Annotated in this window: 15 protein-coding genes and 4 tRNA genes; 9 read left to right on the top strand and 10 right to left on the bottom strand. The window is 45.3% G+C overall.

The genetic code is table 11. The features are described 5' to 3' along the window. Positions 1-585 precede the first annotated feature (585 nt). From DWX33_RS10520 to DWX33_RS10495, 6 genes are all read right to left on the bottom strand, one after another. Positions 586-670 (bottom strand) — tRNA-Ser (locus DWX33_RS10520). 15 nt (positions 671-685) lie between these two features. Continuing rightward, positions 686-758, bottom strand: a tRNA-Lys gene (locus tag DWX33_RS10515). Between the two features lie 19 nt (positions 759-777). Further along, positions 778-850, bottom strand: a tRNA-Lys gene (locus DWX33_RS10510). Positions 851-966: 116 nt separating this feature from the next. Further along, on the bottom strand, positions 967-1,770 hold the full coding sequence (locus DWX33_RS10505; protein WP_005858162.1) for an MBL fold metallo-hydrolase: 804 nt from the start codon (positions 1,768-1,770) through the stop codon (positions 967-969). A gap of 49 nt (positions 1,771-1,819) precedes the next feature. Further along, the gene (locus DWX33_RS10500; RefSeq protein ID WP_005858163.1) at positions 1,820-2,884 is read right to left on the bottom strand and encodes an asparaginase; all 1,065 of its coding nucleotides are present in this window, start codon (positions 2,882-2,884) and stop codon (positions 1,820-1,822) included. Positions 2,885-2,906: 22 nt separating this feature from the next. Then, positions 2,907-3,518, bottom strand: coding sequence for a trimeric intracellular cation channel family protein (locus DWX33_RS10495; protein WP_005858164.1), 612 nt, complete (start codon positions 3,516-3,518; stop codon positions 2,907-2,909). A gap of 172 nt (positions 3,519-3,690) precedes the next feature. On the opposite strand from DWX33_RS10495, the gene DWX33_RS10490 reads away from it, so the two are divergent. Beyond that, positions 3,691-5,172 (top strand): DUF3943 domain-containing protein, encoded by a 1,482-nt coding sequence (locus DWX33_RS10490; protein ID WP_005858165.1) that lies wholly within the window; start codon positions 3,691-3,693, stop codon positions 5,170-5,172. Here the strand turns inward: DWX33_RS10490 and DWX33_RS10485 are convergent. Further along, a complete protein-coding gene (locus tag DWX33_RS10485) occupies positions 5,169-6,806 on the bottom strand; it encodes an ABC-F family ATP-binding cassette domain-containing protein (protein WP_005858166.1) in 1,638 nt (545 codons plus the stop codon). The two genes, DWX33_RS10490 and DWX33_RS10485, sit on opposite strands and share 4 nt — an antisense overlap. 345 nt (positions 6,807-7,151) lie before the next feature. Here DWX33_RS10485 and DWX33_RS10475 point away from each other — a divergent pair, with 345 nt between their 5' ends. Beyond that, entirely contained in the window at positions 7,152-7,700 is a 549-nt protein-coding gene (locus DWX33_RS10475) for a 30S ribosomal protein S16 (RefSeq protein WP_005858168.1), read from the top strand. 82 nt (positions 7,701-7,782) lie between these two features. Here DWX33_RS10475 and DWX33_RS10470 read toward each other — a convergent pair whose 3' ends face one another. Together DWX33_RS10470 and trxA are read right to left on the bottom strand one after the other, a co-directional pair. Next, positions 7,783-8,115 carry a CGGC domain-containing protein gene (locus tag DWX33_RS10470; RefSeq protein WP_005866270.1) on the bottom strand — a complete coding sequence of 111 codons (333 nt, stop codon included), beginning with the start codon at positions 8,113-8,115 and terminating at the stop codon, positions 7,783-7,785. An 84-nt stretch (positions 8,116-8,199) separates the two neighbouring features. Next, a complete protein-coding gene (gene trxA, locus DWX33_RS10465; protein ID WP_005858169.1) occupies positions 8,200-8,673 on the bottom strand; it encodes a thioredoxin in 474 nt (157 codons plus the stop codon). A 192-nt stretch (positions 8,674-8,865) separates the two neighbouring features. On the opposite strand from trxA, the gene DWX33_RS10460 reads away from it, so the two are divergent. Then, a tRNA-Ser gene (locus DWX33_RS10460) sits at positions 8,866-8,950 on the top strand. Positions 8,951-9,064: 114 nt separating this feature from the next. Then, positions 9,065-10,060 (top strand): nitroreductase, encoded by a 996-nt coding sequence (locus tag DWX33_RS10455; RefSeq protein WP_044544614.1) that lies wholly within the window; start codon positions 9,065-9,067, stop codon positions 10,058-10,060. A gap of 3 nt (positions 10,061-10,063) precedes the next feature. On the opposite strand, the gene DWX33_RS10450 is transcribed toward DWX33_RS10455, so the two are convergent. Beyond that, a complete protein-coding gene (locus DWX33_RS10450; RefSeq protein ID WP_122144138.1) occupies positions 10,064-12,130 on the bottom strand; it encodes a cation:proton antiporter in 2,067 nt (688 codons plus the stop codon). 287 nt (positions 12,131-12,417) lie between these two features. Between DWX33_RS10450 and DWX33_RS10445 the strand changes: the two genes are divergently transcribed. The 5 genes from DWX33_RS10445 (at position 12,418) to rpe (ending at position 17,125) form a co-directional block, all read left to right on the top strand. Beyond that, on the top strand, positions 12,418-13,707 hold the full coding sequence (locus DWX33_RS10445) for a hypothetical protein (protein WP_005866279.1): 1,290 nt from the start codon (positions 12,418-12,420) through the stop codon (positions 13,705-13,707). A 30-nt stretch (positions 13,708-13,737) separates the two neighbouring features. Then, the gene (locus DWX33_RS10440; RefSeq protein WP_005866281.1) at positions 13,738-15,348 is read left to right on the top strand and encodes an OmpP1/FadL family transporter; all 1,611 of its coding nucleotides are present in this window, start codon (positions 13,738-13,740) and stop codon (positions 15,346-15,348) included. Positions 15,349-15,553: 205 nt separating this feature from the next. After that, positions 15,554-16,147, top strand: coding sequence for an RNA polymerase sigma factor (locus DWX33_RS10435; protein ID WP_008774229.1), 594 nt, complete (start codon positions 15,554-15,556; stop codon positions 16,145-16,147). Between the two features lie 75 nt (positions 16,148-16,222). Next, the gene (locus DWX33_RS22535) at positions 16,223-16,396 is read left to right on the top strand and encodes a hypothetical protein (protein ID WP_005858156.1); all 174 of its coding nucleotides are present in this window, start codon (positions 16,223-16,225) and stop codon (positions 16,394-16,396) included. A gap of 78 nt (positions 16,397-16,474) precedes the next feature. Then, entirely contained in the window at positions 16,475-17,125 is a 651-nt protein-coding gene (gene rpe / locus DWX33_RS10430; RefSeq protein ID WP_008774230.1) for a ribulose-phosphate 3-epimerase, read from the top strand. Positions 17,126-17,128 lie beyond the last annotated feature (3 nt).

Below are 17,128 nucleotides of genomic sequence, written 5' to 3'. Positions count from 1 at the left end.
GAATTGCTGTTTTTTTCTCTCGAATTTGGAAGCGAGACGCACTTGGGTACGGAATAATCGATTCTCCGGGACTTCAGATTACAAGTTGTCAAAAAGACAAATGGGCCACTTGTATCTATAGTTCCTCTGCCATTTCCCGATAACCATCGGGGAAGAGACGGTTAATGTATAATTTATGCCTTGTCAGGTGAATAACTTACGGCTTGTCAAGTGAATAACTTACGGCTGGGGGTAGCCGTAAGCTTACGAGTCTGGAAGTGGTTAGTTATTCACTTGGGAAGCCTTTCTCAAGTGAGTTGGTCTGTTGATTAACAGGATATAAGACAGCGATTTATATGGCAATGGTTATCCCATGATCTCATCTGTTGGCCGACTTCTATATTTCTGTAGGTCGACTTGTCTTAGGTTGCCGGCTGAAATGAAATATATATGAGCCTGAAGATACCCCCACTGATTATCGGGTGAGCCGAATTTTCTTCTGATAAGGCATTGGAGACAAGACTTATAAGCAATAAAAAAAACCTACAAATCAGCGATTTGTAGGTTTTTGTCCACTTACTCTCTTGTTTTGTTCAGTAGGTTCTGCGGAAAGACAGGGATTCGAACCCCGGGAACCTCTCAGTTCAACGGTTTTCAAGACCGCCGCAATCGACCACTCTGCCATCTTTCCAATAAGTAAATCGTGTGACCTGGGAGGGGCTCGAACCCTCGACCCAATGATTAAGAGTCATTTGCTCTACCAGCTGAGCTACCAAGTCAACATGTTATTTGTTTGAGTGACCTGGGAGGGGCTCGAACCCTCGACCCAATGATTAAGAGTCATTTGCTCTACCAACTGAGCTACCAAGTCATTCCATTTTGCTATCGTTACTTTTTCAAACCACCGTTTGTTTCTCGATTGCGGGTGCAAAGATAGAGGTTTTATTTTTCCCCGCAAACTTTTCGACTACTTTTTTTCTTAAAATTTTAATCAAACTCGTAAATATCCGAGGGTGTAGTCCGCTTCAACGCAACCAATGAGACATCTTTCCCTACCCTTATGCCCTCTTGGAAAAGACGTATATCCACTGTCTTATAGGCCAGTTCGGGATGGTTATTGTCCCGGCTGAGATGGCAAAGCCAGATATTCTTCAAACCGGTATTATAATGGGTCGCCAAGAACTCTGCGGCCTCCCTGTTACTCAAATGCCCGGTGGGGCTCGCCACCCGCTCTTTCAAGAAAGCGGGATATGTACCGAAACGAAGCATCTCCTCGTCATAGTTCGCTTCCAATATTAAATGGTTCGCCATGCAGATATATTTCCCCACCGTGTCCGTGATATGGCCTACGTCGGTAGCGAAAGTGAATTTATGATTACCATACTCGATATGGTACCCCACATTATCAGTACTATCGTGAGGCACCTCGAAAGCCGTGATACGGAAATCACGGATAAGGAATGGAACTTCTTTTTCTATAACCTTGCGGGAGACACATAAGGTCTCCTCCACATACCGGCTCTTATCAATCCCCCGGTGCACGTCGGCTGTCGCATAGACAGGAATGCAAAGCTTCTCGCCCAAATACCCGACCGTCTTGATATGATCCGCATGATCGTGGGTAATCAACACGGCCACGATCTTGGTAAAATCGATCGACCGGTCCTTCAATACTTTCTTTATGGTCCGGATTCCGATACCTGCGTCAATCAGCATACCGAATTCCGAAGTCCCCAAATAATAGCAGTTCCCACTGCTCCCACTCGCTAAACTCAGAAATGATAGTTTCATACTCTCCTATTCCGCAACACTGCTTTTTTTCTGTTTTACATAGTATACACTAGGGGCGGAACGTCTCAGGGATCGATACCTCCCCGATCAACGAGCAGTTCATATGCTCCTTTACCTCGTCGGGTGTCAGCCCATGGCCGAAGAGGAACATTAGCTTCGTCACGGCGCTCTCCGTCGTACTATCGAAGCCGCTCGTCACGCCTGCCTCCAACAATTTGTGCCCCGTCTCATAACGGTGCATCTCCACACTTCCGGCCCTACACTGAGTAACATTCACGATGACGATACCACGGTCTACAGCCTCCTTCAACATATTCAAGAACCATTCCTCGCACGGAGCGTTTCCGCTTCCGAATGTTTCCATCACCACGCCTTTCAGACCCGGGATATTCAGGATACTTTCCACTACTTGCGGAGAAATTCCGGGGAATAGTTTTAGTATAGCGATATTTCGGTCCAACAAATAATGCGGCTTCAGCGGCTTACGCGATACCGGATGATATACCTGCGGCAGATCATACTTAATATAGATACCCGCATGAGCCAAAGCCGGGTAATTGTACGAACGGAACGCGTTAAAATTATCTGCGTTTATCTTACTCGTACGATTCCCCCTCAATAAATCATTCTCAAAAAAGATACAGACCTCCGGGACCAACGGTAAGCCGTTCTCCTTGGCAGCCGCTATCTCGATCGCCGTAATCAAGTTCTCCTTCCCATCGGTACGCAACATCCCGATCGGTAATTGCGATCCCGTAAGGATCACCGGCTTACTCAGGTTCTCAAGCATAAAACTCAATGCCGATGCCGTATACGACATTGTATCCGTGCCATGCAGTACCACGAAGCCGTCGTATTTCTGATAATTATCGGCGATGATTTTCACGATCTTCATCCACGAGTCCGGCCCCATCTCCGAGGAGTCCATCGGAGGATCGAACTGTATCGTGGCCACCGAATACCCCAGTTTCTTCAACTCCGGCATATTGTCCTTCAAATGCTGGAAATTAAACGACTCTAACACTCCAGTCTCCGGATTCTCGATCATACCTATCGTCCCACCCGTATATATCAACAGGATGGAAGCCTTTTCTTGTTGAGTATGCATGTCCATATAATTATGCAAAGTTAATAAATTATTCTTCTCCTTTCAACACCGGAACACTTATATGATATTTTACGGCGATTATACGTGCGAGGAACACGCTCAACGCCGATACGAACTGTATCATCGCCGCCGACATAGAAGTTTGCATACATATATAATATATCAAACCGCCAAAGACACAAGCCAACGCATAAATATCTTTCCGGAATATCAAAGGCTCCTCATTAATCAATATATCCCTCATCATACCGCCAAACGAGCCGGTTATGGTTCCCATCACGATCGCCACCCACATGGGAAACCCGAAATCCAAGGTCTTGGCGATACCTACCACCACAAACAACCCCAATCCGATAGCATCGAATATAAAAAATGTATTGTTCAAACGGATCACGTATTTTCGGAAAGCGATAACGAACAACAAAGCCAAGGCCGAGACAATCAAATAAGAGGCTTGTTCCATCCAAAAAGGCACCGCATTCAATAAAATATCACGAATCGTACCTCCTCCTACAGCGGTCACGACACCCACCACATAGGCGCCAAACCAATCAAATTGTTTCGCAGAAGCCAATCTTATGCCACTTATGGCAAACGCAAAGGTCCCTGTATAGTCACAAAAGGTGATAAAATCTATCATTTTGTTTTTTTCGCAAAAATACGGAATAGTTCGCAAATAACAGCATTTATAGAAAGAATACCTAACAATAATTTAAACCAAACGAATCCCTTAATGTTTATTATATATAAGTTTGCGGAGTGGTTATAACCGTAACCTATTGATTTTTATTCACAAAAGAGAATTGAGTTAGATGAGGATGAAAAAATGCATGTTGATCGGGTTGATCTGTCTGCTATCCAGCCAATGGATGTGGGGGCAACACTTCCCTCAGATGGATGCCCGCAATTACGTGAGCGACACGGCCCTTTTCATTCCACGCCGCCCTTGGTTGGCAGCAAGCGAGGTATTCGGAATGAACATGGCCGTCTGGACTTTCGACCGTTTCTTAATGAACGAGGATTTCGCGAAGATAAACGGACATACGATTAAGCAAAACTTCAAGACGGGGCCTGTTTGGGACACGGATAAGTTCTCTACCAATCTGGTGGCCCATCCCTATCACGGATCGTTATATTTCAACGCGGCCCGTAGCAACGGACTGAATTTCTGGCAATCCATTCCATTCGCGGCGGGAGGCAGCCTAATGTGGGAATTCTTTATGGAAACGGAACCGCCCTCCATCAATGACATGCTTGCCACCTCTTTCGGCGGTATAGAATTAGGTGAGATTACCTACCGGCTCTCCGACTTATTCATCGACAACCGCTCCCACGGGGCGGAACGTGTGGGACGGGAGATCTTATCCGGTTTGATATCTCCGATGCGGGCGATCAATCGTATCATCACGGGAGAAGCTTGGAGACACAGCAGCTCCAAGGGGCGTGTCTACACCTCGGTTCCCGTGAACTTCATCGTGGGTGTTGGTCCTCGCTTCCTTGCCGAGCAGGAAGGCTCCAAGCATGGCACTACGAGCATGCACGTATCCTTCAGGTTGGATTATGGAGATCCTTTCAATGATGATTTCTATTCGCCCTATGAATGGTTTCAGTTGAAGGCCGGGTTCGATTTCTTTTCGAGCCAGCCGCTCATCAGCCAAGTCAATGCCGTTGGGGCTATCTGGGGGAAACAGGTCTGGAGTAAAGGCCCTCGTAGTCTGGCCGCTGGAATCTTTCAGCATTTCGACTACTATGATTCCGAGTTAAAATCCAATAGTTCCCAAACGGTAGCTCCCTACCGCATATCGGAAGCGGCGGCGGTCGGTGGTGGATTGATCTATTACAAAAGAGGCACGCCGGACAATAAGGTAGATGTTTACGCCGAATTATACGGAACAGGAGTCGCCTTGGGCGCAAGCATCTCCGATTACCTCCGGCTGGAAGAGAGAGATTATAATCTGGGAAGCGGTTATAGCGTGAAAGCGTTTACCGGATTGGCCTACGATAAACGCTGGGCGTTCTTGATCGATTTGGAGAACTACCATATCTTCACATGGAAAGGATACGAGCCGGATATAGACTGGAATGCGGTGGACCCTACAAAGTTAAACGTACAAGGCGATGCCGGCAACGCACGTTTAACGGTATTTTCCACCACCTTAGCCTATATGTCCAAGCATAAATGGAATATTGCGTTGCGAAATCGTTATTTCTCCCGCCGTACCCATTATAAGTATCATAAAGATATAGATAGCTCCACGTATGATATTATGCTGACGCTTGGGTGGAGGATTTAATTCTTCCGCTCAAGCTCACGCAGATTCTCCATCTTCTTGCGCTGCATAAACTCATAGATGCCTTCCAAATGCTCCGTCACTTTTTGGTTTCCGAACTCATAGACCTTAGAGACCAGCCCATCCAAGAAATCACGGTCGTGGGATACGACGATCAACGTCCCGTCAAAGTCAAGCAACGCCTGCTTCAAGATATCCTTCGTCTTCATATCCAGATGGTTTGTCGGCTCATCCAGAATCAGCAAGTTCACAGGCTCCAACAATAGCTTAATCATAGCCAGACGTGTGCGCTCGCCACCGGAAAGCACCTTCACCTTCTTCGCCGAGTTCTCGCCGCCAAACATGAACGCACCCAGCAGATCCTTGATCTTATTACGGATATCACCTTGCGCCACATCGTCTATCGTCTGGAAAACCGTAAGATTCTCATCCAGCAGGGAGGCTTGGTTCTGGGCGAAATAACCGATCATCACGTTATGCCCCAGCGTCAACGTCCCCTCATGCTCGATCTCTTTCATGATACACTTCACCAAGGTAGACTTACCCTCGCCATTCTTCCCGACGAAAGCGATCTTATCCCCTCGCTCGATCATCAGATTAGCGTTTCGGAAAACCGTATGATCGCCATACGCTTTCGAGACATTCTCGATCGTCACCGGATAAGAGCCCGAACGTGGCGAAGGCGGGAACTTCAAGCGCAAAGCCGAGGTATCTTCCTCATCCACCTCCAAGATCTCCAGTTTCTCCAGCATCTTCACACGGCTCTGCACCTGCAAGGTCTTGGAGTACGTGCCCTTGAAACGCTCGATGAACTCTCTCGTCTCGGCGATCATCTTCTGTTGCTCGTCATAAGCCTTCTGTTGTTGCTCACGACGTTCCTTCCGTAATTGCAAGTATTGGCTATAGTTTACCTTATAATCATAAATCCGGCCCATCGTCACCTCGATCGTACGAGTCGTGATATGATCCACGAACGCACGGTCGTGGCTGATCACCACTACGGCCTGACCATTATCGATCAAGAAATCCTCCAACCACTGGATAGACTCGATATCCAAGTGATTCGTCGGCTCGTCCAGCAAAAGGACATCCGGTTTCTTCAACAGTAGTTTCGCCAGCTCGATACGCATACGCCAGCCACCGCTGAATTCACTGGTTTGCCGGTCGAAATCCTCCCGTTTGAAACCCAGTCCCAACAAGGTTTTCTCTATATCGGCGTCGTAATTGATCTCCTCTATGGAATAGAATTTCTCGCTCAAGGTAGAGACCCGCTCGATCAACTCCATATAACCATCCGACTCATAGTCCGTACGAGTCTCCAGTTGCTTATTCAATTCGGCGATCTCCGCCTCCATCTCGTGCAGATGGGCGAAAGCCTGCGCCGTCTCCTCGAAAACGGTACGGCCATCCTCCGTCATCAAATGCTGCGGCAAATAAGCGATCACGGTATCTTTAGGGGCGGACACTTTTCCACGGCTTGGCTCCCGCACGCCGGCCAATATCTTCAACAAGGTAGATTTACCGGCACCGTTCTTACCCATCAAGGCGATACGATCTTTCTCGTTAATCACAAAAGAAACATCCGAGAAAAGGGCGCTTCCACCAAACTCTACTGTTAGTCCGTCAACTGAAATCATATGTTTATTTTAATACATTAATATAATGAAGCCGCAAAGATAAGAAAAATCCCTTTCATTAGGGATGTACAGGAGATTTCATACGATCTTTCCGGGGCAAGACTAGGAAGAAATTGGTTGCCGACGGCGTCGGCAGTATTTCCGACACCGTCAGCAATCTTTCCGACAGCGTCAGCATTATTGCCGACGCCGTCGGCAACCAATTTCATAAGGAACTAATCCCTTAAACTACCTTTAAAAAAAACAGAGACATCCATATATTTTCCCATGAAACGCTTGTTTTATAAACAGAAAGCCCTATCTTTGCACCCGCTAATACAAACAGCTTAAATTAATTATTCAAACATGGCAACAAAAATTAGATTGCAAAGACACGGTCGTAAAGGTTACGCCTTCTACCAAATCGTGATCGCAGACAGCAGGGCTCCACGTGATGGAAGATTTATTGAAAGGATAGGTTCTTATAATCCGAACACTAATCCTGCTACAGTAGATTTGAACTTCGAAAGAGCTTTGTATTGGTTACAAGTAGGTGCTCAACCTACAGACACAACTCGTAACATCCTTTCTCGCGAAGGCGTTTGCTTGAAAAAGCATTTATTGGAAGGTGTTAAGAAGGGTGCGTTCGACGAAGCCGCAGCTGAGGAAAAATTCCAAGCTTGGTTGAAGAACAAACAAGCTTCCGTACAAGCTATCAAAGAAAAAGACAGCGAAGCAGCTAGAGCAGAAGCTAAAGCACGTCTTGAGGCTGAGAAGGAAGCGAATAAGGCAAAAGCAGAAATCGTAGCTAAAAAGAAAGCAGAATTGGCAGCAGCTGAAGCTGCTAAGCAAGCTGAGGAAGCAGCCGCAGCGGCTCCCGCTGAAGAAGCTCCGGCAACTGAAAGCGCTGAATAATTCGTGCGATGCCAAAATAAAAAAGAGGACATTTTTCAATGCCCTCTTTTTTTATGCCTTTTCCACCAGCTACCGGATCTTCCTAATGCGTATAATCGATCAGCCGGATGCCATCGCCTAAATCGTTCTGGATAACATCCTTCATCCTTTTGGCGAAAGGACAGGCATAACCTATCGGCGTCCCTTTTTGGATACAGGAAGCAAAAGCGATACTATCCGCCCCTCTATTCACCAACTCCCTCGCCCTTAATACGGCCTTTTTTCCGGGACAACCTCCGCAATTGATAAACCCAATGATCTCAATATCTTCCTCTACACCCTCAAAGGCTCCCTTTTTCTCACGGATCATCCTAAAATCAGTAGTACCGGGGCAAAAATCCTCTGTTTGCATACATCTGATAATTCCTACTTTCATAAAGCATCCCTCCCAATTAAAAAAGCCGTAAAATCTAAAATTCTACGGCTTTCCGATCTATAAATGATGATTAACTAAGTCGTGTTACTTCTTCTTCAACAAGAAAGTATCGATCTGTTTCACAAACTCCTCACGGGGAAGAGCTCCCATCGATATCTGAGGCTGTCCTTCCTTAGGGATAAACAAGAACGTAGGAATACTTTGTATACCGAAAGCGGCAGCCAACTCCTTTTCCTTATCCACATTTACCTTATAAACTACGATATCATTCTTATACAGGATAGCCAAATCCCTTAAAATAGGAGCCACTTGCTTGCAGGGACCACACCAGTCCGCATAAAAATCGATGATACAAGGCTTATCACCTTCATATACCCATTTCGTAGCGTTCTTCTCGTAATTGAATACCTTTTGCAGGAACTCTGCCTTGTTCAAAGTAACGACCTCTCCCTTGGAGGCGGTACCAGCCTCACTTGATTTATCTGATTTAGCGGACATCGAGCAGCTTACTAATAGCAGCACAACCGAAACCAGCCATAAACTTTTCAACTTTCTCATATAGAAACCTTTTACTTGATTGATAAATTATTTGCTACAAAAATAGCAATAAAAAGGGGATTCCCACACATTCTATTCTTAAAAGAAAAGAATAAACAAAAAGAAAAAAAGCGCATAAGACTCTTGTATATTCCAAAAGAATGACTACCTTTGCAAAGCAATTAAACGAAACGTTTGATCGCAAAACATATTGGAAAGATGGCAGAGTGGTCGATTGCGGCGGTCTTGAAAACCGTTGAACCGAGAGGTTCCCGGGGTTCGAATCCCTGTCTTTCCGCAGAGAGTCCTGTAAAGCGAAAGCTTTACGGGATTTTTTGTTTTTGAGGCGTTTGTCCGGGCACGAACGGAAAGAGGTAGTGGGCATCGCTAGAATGAGAAAGTGTATAATAATATGGAAACAGGATCATTGCGGATAAGTGATATACGGCCGGATTTTATCTATATGATGGAACAAGCCGTGAAAGCCCCATCGGGGCATAATACCCAACCTTGGTTGTTTCGTGTGCAAAAGGATAGGATACAGATTCTTCCGGATATGAGTAAGTCCCTTCCGGCCGTAGATCCGGATAACCGTGAGTTATTTATTAGCTTAGGATGTGCCACCGAGAATCTTTGCATTGCGGCTGAGGCAAAAGGATATGCTCCGCTACCGGTTTTTTCAGGATCGGGGGAGATCACCGTACTCTTGTCGGAGGCATCGATGATTAAGGAGACGAGTGGGCTTATCGAGGAAATTTCGGTCAGACAGACGAATCGAGGCATATATTCCGGGGAAATGATTCCATCGGATCAATTGAGCTATTTGAGGAATACGCCTTTGGAGGAAAATATCAGTCTGCATTTGTGGTCGAAAGGAGAGTGGGAGTTCGATACGCTTTCTTCTTATATATTTGCGGGGAATAACCGGCAAATGAACGATCATCTGTTTAAACGAGAGCTGAAATCATGGATGCGTTTTAATAAGAATCATGTACGAGCTACATCGGACGGCCTGAGTTATGCGGTGTTCGGGGCGCCGAATCTTCCCCGTCTTATCTCAGAGACAATCATGGGAAGTGTCTTGAAAGCCGGCATACAAAATAGGGGAGACAAGAAGAAGCTGGACTCTTCTTCTCATTTAGCCTTGTTCGCCTTACGGACAAATACGCTACCGGAATGGTTTGCGCTAGGCCGGAGTTTGCAACGTTTTCTTTTGAGAGCTACGGAAAAGAATATCGCTTTCGCCTTTTTGAACCAGCCTTGTGAGGTGCGTGATCTTTCCGGTTTGCTGGCGAAAGACTTGTCTTTCACCAACGAGATTCCTGCCTTGATCCTCCGTCTAGGATACGCTAAGCGGAAAATGCCGTACTCACCTCGAAAGTCTTGGCGTGAGAGGCTGGTTCCGTAATGGCTAAGTCAGATAGCGAGTACCCTCGTTCATGCCAGCTTGCACGGGATATGCCAAGACGAAACTGTTTGCCTGAAAGTATTTGTTGAGGTACTTGGGGATACGGGCCATGGCGGGAGCGTAGGAAAGTCCTTCCTTGCGGCTAAGGATAATCCACATCGTGTCGTCCGGTTTTATATCCCGGAAAACGATCAGGAAGTCATCCCAGTCGTTGAATTCGATATAACTGGCTTCTCCGCTTTTCTTGGCTAATAATTTCTTTAAGGCATTCAAGGTCGCTTCCGAACCGTAAAAGACTGTCGCTGCACCTGTGTTCTGGGTCACGTTTCGTAGCCGGAAGATGATTTGGTTGAAACCGATTTCTTTTTCGGCCAATTCCGGGATGATGATCAGATGCCGTCTAACAGTAGAGATGGGTTGTGCGGGCTTGTATATGAATGTGCTTACACTACTTTCCGCCAATACGCTTTCCACGATATGGCCAAGGAAGGCCGCCGGTATATCTTTTTCCTTGTGCAATCCCACTACCAGATCTGTGATCTCCCGCTCTTTTACCACGCTGGCGATAGCATTCGATATGCTTAAGTCATATCTTAATAAATCCTTCATCCGGGTATCCGTGGCGGCAGCCGTATTGACTGCGGTCTGTAGAACCCTGCGGGATTGTTTTAACGCTTTCTCGTCTGAATGATGGTTATCTATCACTTTTAGGGCAAACAAGCCGTTCTTGTTTTGGGGAGATTTGATCGCCAAGCTGAGGTTGACCAGCTCTTCCACGGTCTTTTCATTGCTGACCGGTATCAAGATATGCTCTGATTCTTTTTTGTTTTCCTCCTTATCGGATATATCTTGGGCCGCTATGTTATGAGCGCCTTTTTGGGCGGCGAAAGAGGCGATGGTGCAAGTGACAAGTATCATCAGGATCGTACCGTTCAACACGCTCTCATTTAATAACCGGATTGGTTCCCCATTAGCGTCTGTTCCGGTGATTACGTTATATCCGACCATCACGGCGGCCAATGTAGCGGCGGCTTGTGCGTTACTTAGGCCGAAAATAACGCTTCGCTGATCCGTGGACAGATGGAAAGTCTTTTGGGTCATCCAAGCGGCTATGTATTTGGCGGCCGTAGCTACGATAATCATGATAAGTCCTACTTTAATGGTCTCGAAACTGGTAAAGAACGTACGATAATCTATTAACATACCTACGCCCAACAAGAAGAATGGGATGAATATGGCATTTCCTACGAACTCGACACGATTCATCAAAGGTGAGCTTTGCGGGATAAGGCGATTTAGGGCTAGTCCGGATAAGAACGCCCCGATGATCGCCTCCATGCCCGCTACCTGAGCTAGGAAAGATCCCAGAAATACCATCACCAGCACGAATATATACTGTGATATATTATCGTGTACATGCTTAAAGAACCAACGCCCAATGAAAGGGAAACCGAATAATACGATTAACGCGAATATCAAGATGGAAACCCCCAGACGAATCCAAAACATATCGTTGACCTGTCCGGTGGCCATGCCGACAATGATCGTTAGGACGAGCAATGCCAAGGTATCAGTGATCATCGTTCCTCCTACGGTGATACTGACAGCTTTGTTTTTGCTGATACCCAGTTTACTGATAATCGGATAGGCGATCAATGTATGGGAGGCGAACATACTGGCGAGTAAAACGGAGGTCAATACGTTGAATTGCAGGACCCATATCCCGACAACCGTTCCTAGGATCATCGGAATGAGGAATGTGTACATGCCGAAAGCTAGGCTTTTCGTACTATTTCTCTTAAAATCCGCCATATCGATTTCCAATCCGGCGAGAAACATGATATAAAGCAATCCCGCCGTCCCGGACAAGATAATGCTGCTATCCCGTAATACGAGATTAAAGCCATGCGGTCCGATAATTGCGCCGGCAATGATCAGTCCAAGCAGGTGAGGGATTCTCAGCTTGTTTAATAAAAGGGGAGCGGCCAGGATAATTAAAAGAATCAAGAGAAATTTTAATACCGGGTCCGCTAAGGGCAATGTGAAATCTATTGTCGAGGCTAATACCATATGCGTAATTTTTTCGTTATAATTTGAAACAAAAATAATAAGAATTTGCGGAGATTGCAGCGTTTACGCCAACTTTGCATCTTCTTTTATAGATAACAATAAATGTGTGAGTTTTATAAGTTAAAGTATATGTAAATCTTGGGACATTAGCGTGAACCGATTATATTTGTACATACATTGCATTGAGTTTATTGTTATAAAACTAAAAAGCGTTTAAACCCTTTGCATAAAAGGGTGTCAAACATGAAAAGAGAAAAATATTTATTTAATGTAGAGGAGAAACAAATATGAAACCCATGAAATTAACATCTTTAGTGATGATGCTTCTGATCGCGTTTAGTGCCGCGGCTCAGGAGGAGTTCTTTGATGATGTGTATTTCTCTTCCAAAAACAAGAAAAAGAAAGAACAGGTTGAAGAGAAAAAGGTTGTTCAGCCGAAACAGGAGTCTAGGACCCTGGTCGCTACAGCCAAGAGCCAAGCTTCTTCAGACAGCCGGGATGTGGATGAATATAACCGTCGTTATACATCAGTCGAGGTGGAGGAGCCTTATCGTGAGGATGATTCCGTTATCTATGAGGATAGCGATGAGAATGAGTCTTCTTCCGAGCGTCGTTCGGATACTGAATATACGGAACGTATCATTCGTTATCATTCGCCGAGTAAGATTACGATCGCCGGAGCGGATCAAGTCGATTTGTATCTGAGTGACGGATATTATGGTTACGGCTATGATACGGATTATTCGAACGGTAGCGCGAACGTGAATTTTAATATCAATGTCGGCAACGGTTGGGGCTCGCCTTGGTATACAGGTTGGTACGATCCTTGGTTCTATAGTTATAGCCCTTGGTGGACTTATTCATCTCGCTTCTACGGCCCGTCTTGGGGATTCGGCTGGGGCTGGGGAGGCTTTTATGCCGGCTATTATAGTCCGTGGTACGATCCATGGTATGGCCCGTCTTGGGGCTGGGGTGGAGGCTATTGGGGTGGCCATTGGGGACATCACCATCATTACTATCCCGGTTACTACTCGACTCCAAGTAGACATTATTCAAACGGACGTTCCTCTTATCGAGATAATCGCTCTTATGCGAGTGGCAGAGGTTCCGGTTATACAGGTGGGCGGAGCAGTGGCTCTTCTTCCTTGAGAAATTCCGGATCGACTACAAGACCTTCGTCTTCAAGTTCCTTGAGCAATGGACGTGCGGGATCTACCCGTAGGGAATCTGCTATTTCCTCTGGTGCGGGACGTCGTTCCTCTTCTTCTGTTAGAAATTCGGCAACGACAAGAAGTAGCTCGGGCATAAGTAATAGCTCGGCGAGAACAAGGATTTCCAGAAGTAGTTCTGGAGCCGCATCTTCTTCCGGACGTCAATATTCAGCTCCGGTAACACGTTCTTCTTCCAGAAGCAGTAGCGATTTCTCAAATAGTCGCTCTTCTTCCAGTCAATTTAGAAGTTCCTCTCCTTCTCGTAGTAGTTCGGTAGGTTCTTCTTCCGGTAGCTTCGGTGGAGGTCGTTCTAGTGGAGGCTCTGTTGGTGGCGGAGGTGGCCGTGCCGGTGGTGGTCGCAGGTAAAAGTGTTAGGTTGATAAAATTAGAGATACGATGAAAAGGATAGGAATTATAATGTCGGTGCTTGCCCTGTGTGGCGGCACCGCTTTTTCGCAGTCACAGTTGGATGCCTTTAAGTATTCCCAGACGGAGTTGAATGGTACGGCTCGTTATTTAGGAATGGGTGGTGCTTTTGGTGCGTTAGGTGGTGATATTTCCGCTATGAATACGAACCCGGCAGGCTTGGCGATTTATAAAAGCTCGGAGGTGGTTACGACATTGAGTTTGTCTTCGGCCTCCGCGAAGACCGATTGGCTTGGTTCGAAGGTGGACAACAGCCGTACGAAGGTGAGTTTCGATAATATCGCTTACGTAGGATATTTCCCGACAGCGAATGATGAGGGTATCGTGAGCTGGAACGTTGGTTTCTCTTATAATCGCTTGAAGAATTATAACCGGAACTATACGATGGCTACAGGAGGTGATTTGAATACTTCTCTTTCTGATTATGTGGCCATGCGTGCGGCAGGAATGCCTAGCGGACTGTTGGGGGAGGGTAAAGACTATAACCCTTATAATAACCAAGACTTAGGTGATTGGCTATCTATTCTAGGATACAATGCCGGTTATATGGATTCATATAACGATAATGATAAAGAGTATTATAGTGCGTTCGGGGATAAAGATGCGGATGGGCAATGGAGTCCGTATTTATTGCAAGGAGGTCAATTAAAAGTTTCAGAGCGAGGTTCCGTGGATCAATATGACTTGGCTTTCGGTATAAATATATCGGAACTTGTGATGCTTGGCGCTACGGTTGCGATTACGGATCTGAACTATAGATATCAGTCATCGTATGATGAGGAATTTACGAACGGCAATAATTTATACTTAGATAATTACTTGGATACGGATGGTACCGGGTATTCATTTAATGTGGGTGCCATTGTTCGTCCTACTGATTTTCTTCGTTTAGGTGTAGCTTATAATTCACCTACGTGGTATAAGATGACAGATCGTTATTATGGTGAGGCCGGTTCTTATCTGACCTTTATGGATAAAGGGGAGATGAAGGAGCGTAAACTGGATGCGGCTACTCCTAATAATGCTTATTATGACTATGAATTCCGTTCTCCGGATAAATGGATCTTTAGTGCCGCCGCAATCTTGGGTACGACCGCTTTGATAAGCGTTGATTACGAGTTGATGAATTATAAGAATATGCGTATGTATCAAACGGATGGTAGCAGTAACGTGTATACTAACCAAGATATAACGGATAATTTCAAGTCAATGAATACGATCCGTGTAGGTGCGGAGGTAAAGGTTACTCCTCAATTTGCCGTAAGAGCAGGTGTCGCCTACAGCGATAGTCCGATCAAGGATAAACTGAAGAATGGAGAGAAAGAGGTCTTTACGGTTGGTACGATTCCTAATTATACGATCGATAAAGGGGTCATGAATTATACGGTAGGTATCGGTTATCGCTTCACCCCGAACTTCTATACGGACTTGGCTTGTGTATTCCGTACGCATAAGGAAGATGTTTATGCGTTCTCTAATATGTTTGCGGGAGATGATCCGAAGCCATTCCTCGAAGCCCAACCCGCCACGATGAAAACAAACACGACTCGTGTAGCTTTGACATTGGGATACAAGTTCTAATATACATATATTTTAGATCAGTAAAGTCCCCTGTTCGTACGTTAAAGGTGCGGGCAGGGGACATTCTTTTTATAATTTGAAATAAAATGTTTGTTGGTTTAAAATATTTTTCGTTCTTTTGCTTTCATAAATAACATTGTATAACAGTTAAACCCCATCGCCTATAGCATAAACATTACTCGAATAAACTAAAAATGTGAAAGTAATGAAGACTTTAAAAATGATGACCGACGAGGAATTGGTTGTCCTTTATGCAGAAGGTAATAATGCCGCTTTCGATATTTTATTAAATCGATACAAAAGTAGCATTCATTCTTACATTTATTTCATAGTACGTAACAAAGAGCTTACGGAGGATATCTTTCAAGAGACCTTCGTGAAGGTTATCATGACTATAAAACAAGGTCGCTATACCGAGAACGGCAAGTTTAAGGCATGGATTACTCGTATTGCCCATAACTTGATTATAGATAATTTCCGTCAGGAACGTAGCGAGAACACGATCTCGAATGATGAGGTAGAAATCGACTTATTTAATAACATCAAGCTTTGCGATGGTACGATAGAGGATAATATCGTGCGCCATCAAGTATTGTCTGACGTGAAGAAATTGGTAAAGCATTTGCCGGATAACCAGCGTGAGGTGTTGGAGATGCGTTACTATCAAGATCTTAGTTTTAAGGAAATCGCCGATATCACGGGGGTTAGCATCAATACGGCCTTAGGGCGTATGCGTTACGCTATATTGAATATGCGCCGTATGGCCGATGAGAACCGTATCGAGCTATCTATGGTGTAAAATAATTTTCTTTCCATGCAATAAGTCTTAGGTCCCTACGTTTTATTAGCAAACAAGATAAAAATAAAGGTGCCTATGAGGAAGCTTTCTACGCAATGCATGGATGATTTGGAGAAAAAAGTGAAAAGTGCCCCGGAGGCGAAAAGTTCGCCTCGGAAGCAAACGATGGATTTCTTGAAACAGTTTGCGAGGGCTTATCAAGCGGAACCGGCTGTACGTCCGGAGCTCTGCGGGTATGTGTTGAACTAAGAATTACGGAAAGAGAATCTATATTATTAGGTTCTCTTTCTTTTTTTGTGTACTTTTGTAAAAACAAAAGACAAGATTATGAAGCATTTGATAGCGCCTTCCCTGCTTTCCGCTAATTTTCTGGATTTGCGGAAGGAGGTGGAGATGATAAATAAAAGTGACGCCGATTGGTTGCATCTGGATATTATGGATGGGGTATTCGTGCCGAATATCTCGTTTGGTTTCCCGGTACTTAACGCATTAAAGCCTATATGCCAGAAGCCGATGGATGTGCACTTGATGATCGTGGAGCCCCAGAAGTTTATCCCTGAGGTCGCGGCTACGGGAGCCTATATGATGAACGTGCATTATGAGGCATGTACCCATTTGCATCGGACGGTAGCGGCTATTAAGGAAACGGGCATGAAAGCGGGTGTTACCTTGAATCCGCATACGCCCATCTGCTTATTGGAAGATATAATCCAAGATGTGGACATGGTTTTATTGATGTCCGTGAATCCGGGATTTGGTGGTCAACGCTTCATTGAGCATTCCGTAGATAAGGTGGCCCGTCTACGGGAAATGATAGACCGGAAGGGATTGAGTACTATGATCGAGGTAGATGGCGGGGTGAATTTAGAGACGGGAAAGCGTTTGGTTGACGCAGGTGCCGATGTATTAGTCGCCGGTAACTTCGTATTCAAATCTCCAGATCCGATACAAACAATTAAAGACTTGAAAGCTTTGTAGAAC

The organism is Parabacteroides sp. AF19-14, from assembly GCF_003635485.1.
GTDB classification, from domain to species: domain Bacteria; phylum Bacteroidota; class Bacteroidia; order Bacteroidales; family Tannerellaceae; genus Parabacteroides; species Parabacteroides distasonis.
Note: the sequence above shows the minus strand (reverse complement) of the source record. Positions and strands in the feature narration are given on the sequence as shown.

Excerpts from the sequence above, each read along its gene's own strand:
- DWX33_RS10485 (WP_005858166.1), bottom strand. The coding sequence starts at position 6,806 with ATGATTTCAGTTGACGGACTAACAGTAGAGTTTGGTGGAAGCGCCCTT.
- DWX33_RS10435 (WP_008774229.1), top strand. The coding sequence starts at position 15,554 with ATGAAGACTTTAAAAATGATGACCGACGAGGAATTGGTTGTCCTTTAT.
- DWX33_RS10500 (WP_005858163.1), bottom strand. The coding sequence starts at position 2,884 with ATGGACATGCATACTCAACAAGAAAAGGCTTCCATCCTGTTGATATAT.
- DWX33_RS10495 (WP_005858164.1), bottom strand. The coding sequence starts at position 3,518 with ATGATAGATTTTATCACCTTTTGTGACTATACAGGGACCTTTGCGTTT.
- DWX33_RS10475 (WP_005858168.1), top strand. The coding sequence starts at position 7,152 with ATGGCAACAAAAATTAGATTGCAAAGACACGGTCGTAAAGGTTACGCC.
- DWX33_RS10470 (WP_005866270.1), bottom strand. The coding sequence starts at position 8,115 with ATGAAAGTAGGAATTATCAGATGTATGCAAACAGAGGATTTTTGCCCC.
- DWX33_RS10455 (WP_044544614.1), top strand. The coding sequence starts at position 9,065 with ATGGAAACAGGATCATTGCGGATAAGTGATATACGGCCGGATTTTATC.
- DWX33_RS22535 (WP_005858156.1), top strand. The coding sequence starts at position 16,223 with ATGAGGAAGCTTTCTACGCAATGCATGGATGATTTGGAGAAAAAAGTG.
- rpe (WP_008774230.1), top strand. The coding sequence starts at position 16,475 with ATGAAGCATTTGATAGCGCCTTCCCTGCTTTCCGCTAATTTTCTGGAT.
- trxA (WP_005858169.1), bottom strand. The coding sequence starts at position 8,673 with ATGAGAAAGTTGAAAAGTTTATGGCTGGTTTCGGTTGTGCTGCTATTA.
- DWX33_RS10450 (WP_122144138.1), bottom strand. The coding sequence starts at position 12,130 with ATGGTATTAGCCTCGACAATAGATTTCACATTGCCCTTAGCGGACCCG.
- DWX33_RS10440 (WP_005866281.1), top strand. The coding sequence starts at position 13,738 with ATGAAAAGGATAGGAATTATAATGTCGGTGCTTGCCCTGTGTGGCGGC.
- DWX33_RS10490 (WP_005858165.1), top strand. The coding sequence starts at position 3,691 with ATGAGGATGAAAAAATGCATGTTGATCGGGTTGATCTGTCTGCTATCC.
- DWX33_RS10445 (WP_005866279.1), top strand. The coding sequence starts at position 12,418 with ATGAAACCCATGAAATTAACATCTTTAGTGATGATGCTTCTGATCGCG.
- DWX33_RS10505 (WP_005858162.1), bottom strand. The coding sequence starts at position 1,770 with ATGAAACTATCATTTCTGAGTTTAGCGAGTGGGAGCAGTGGGAACTGC.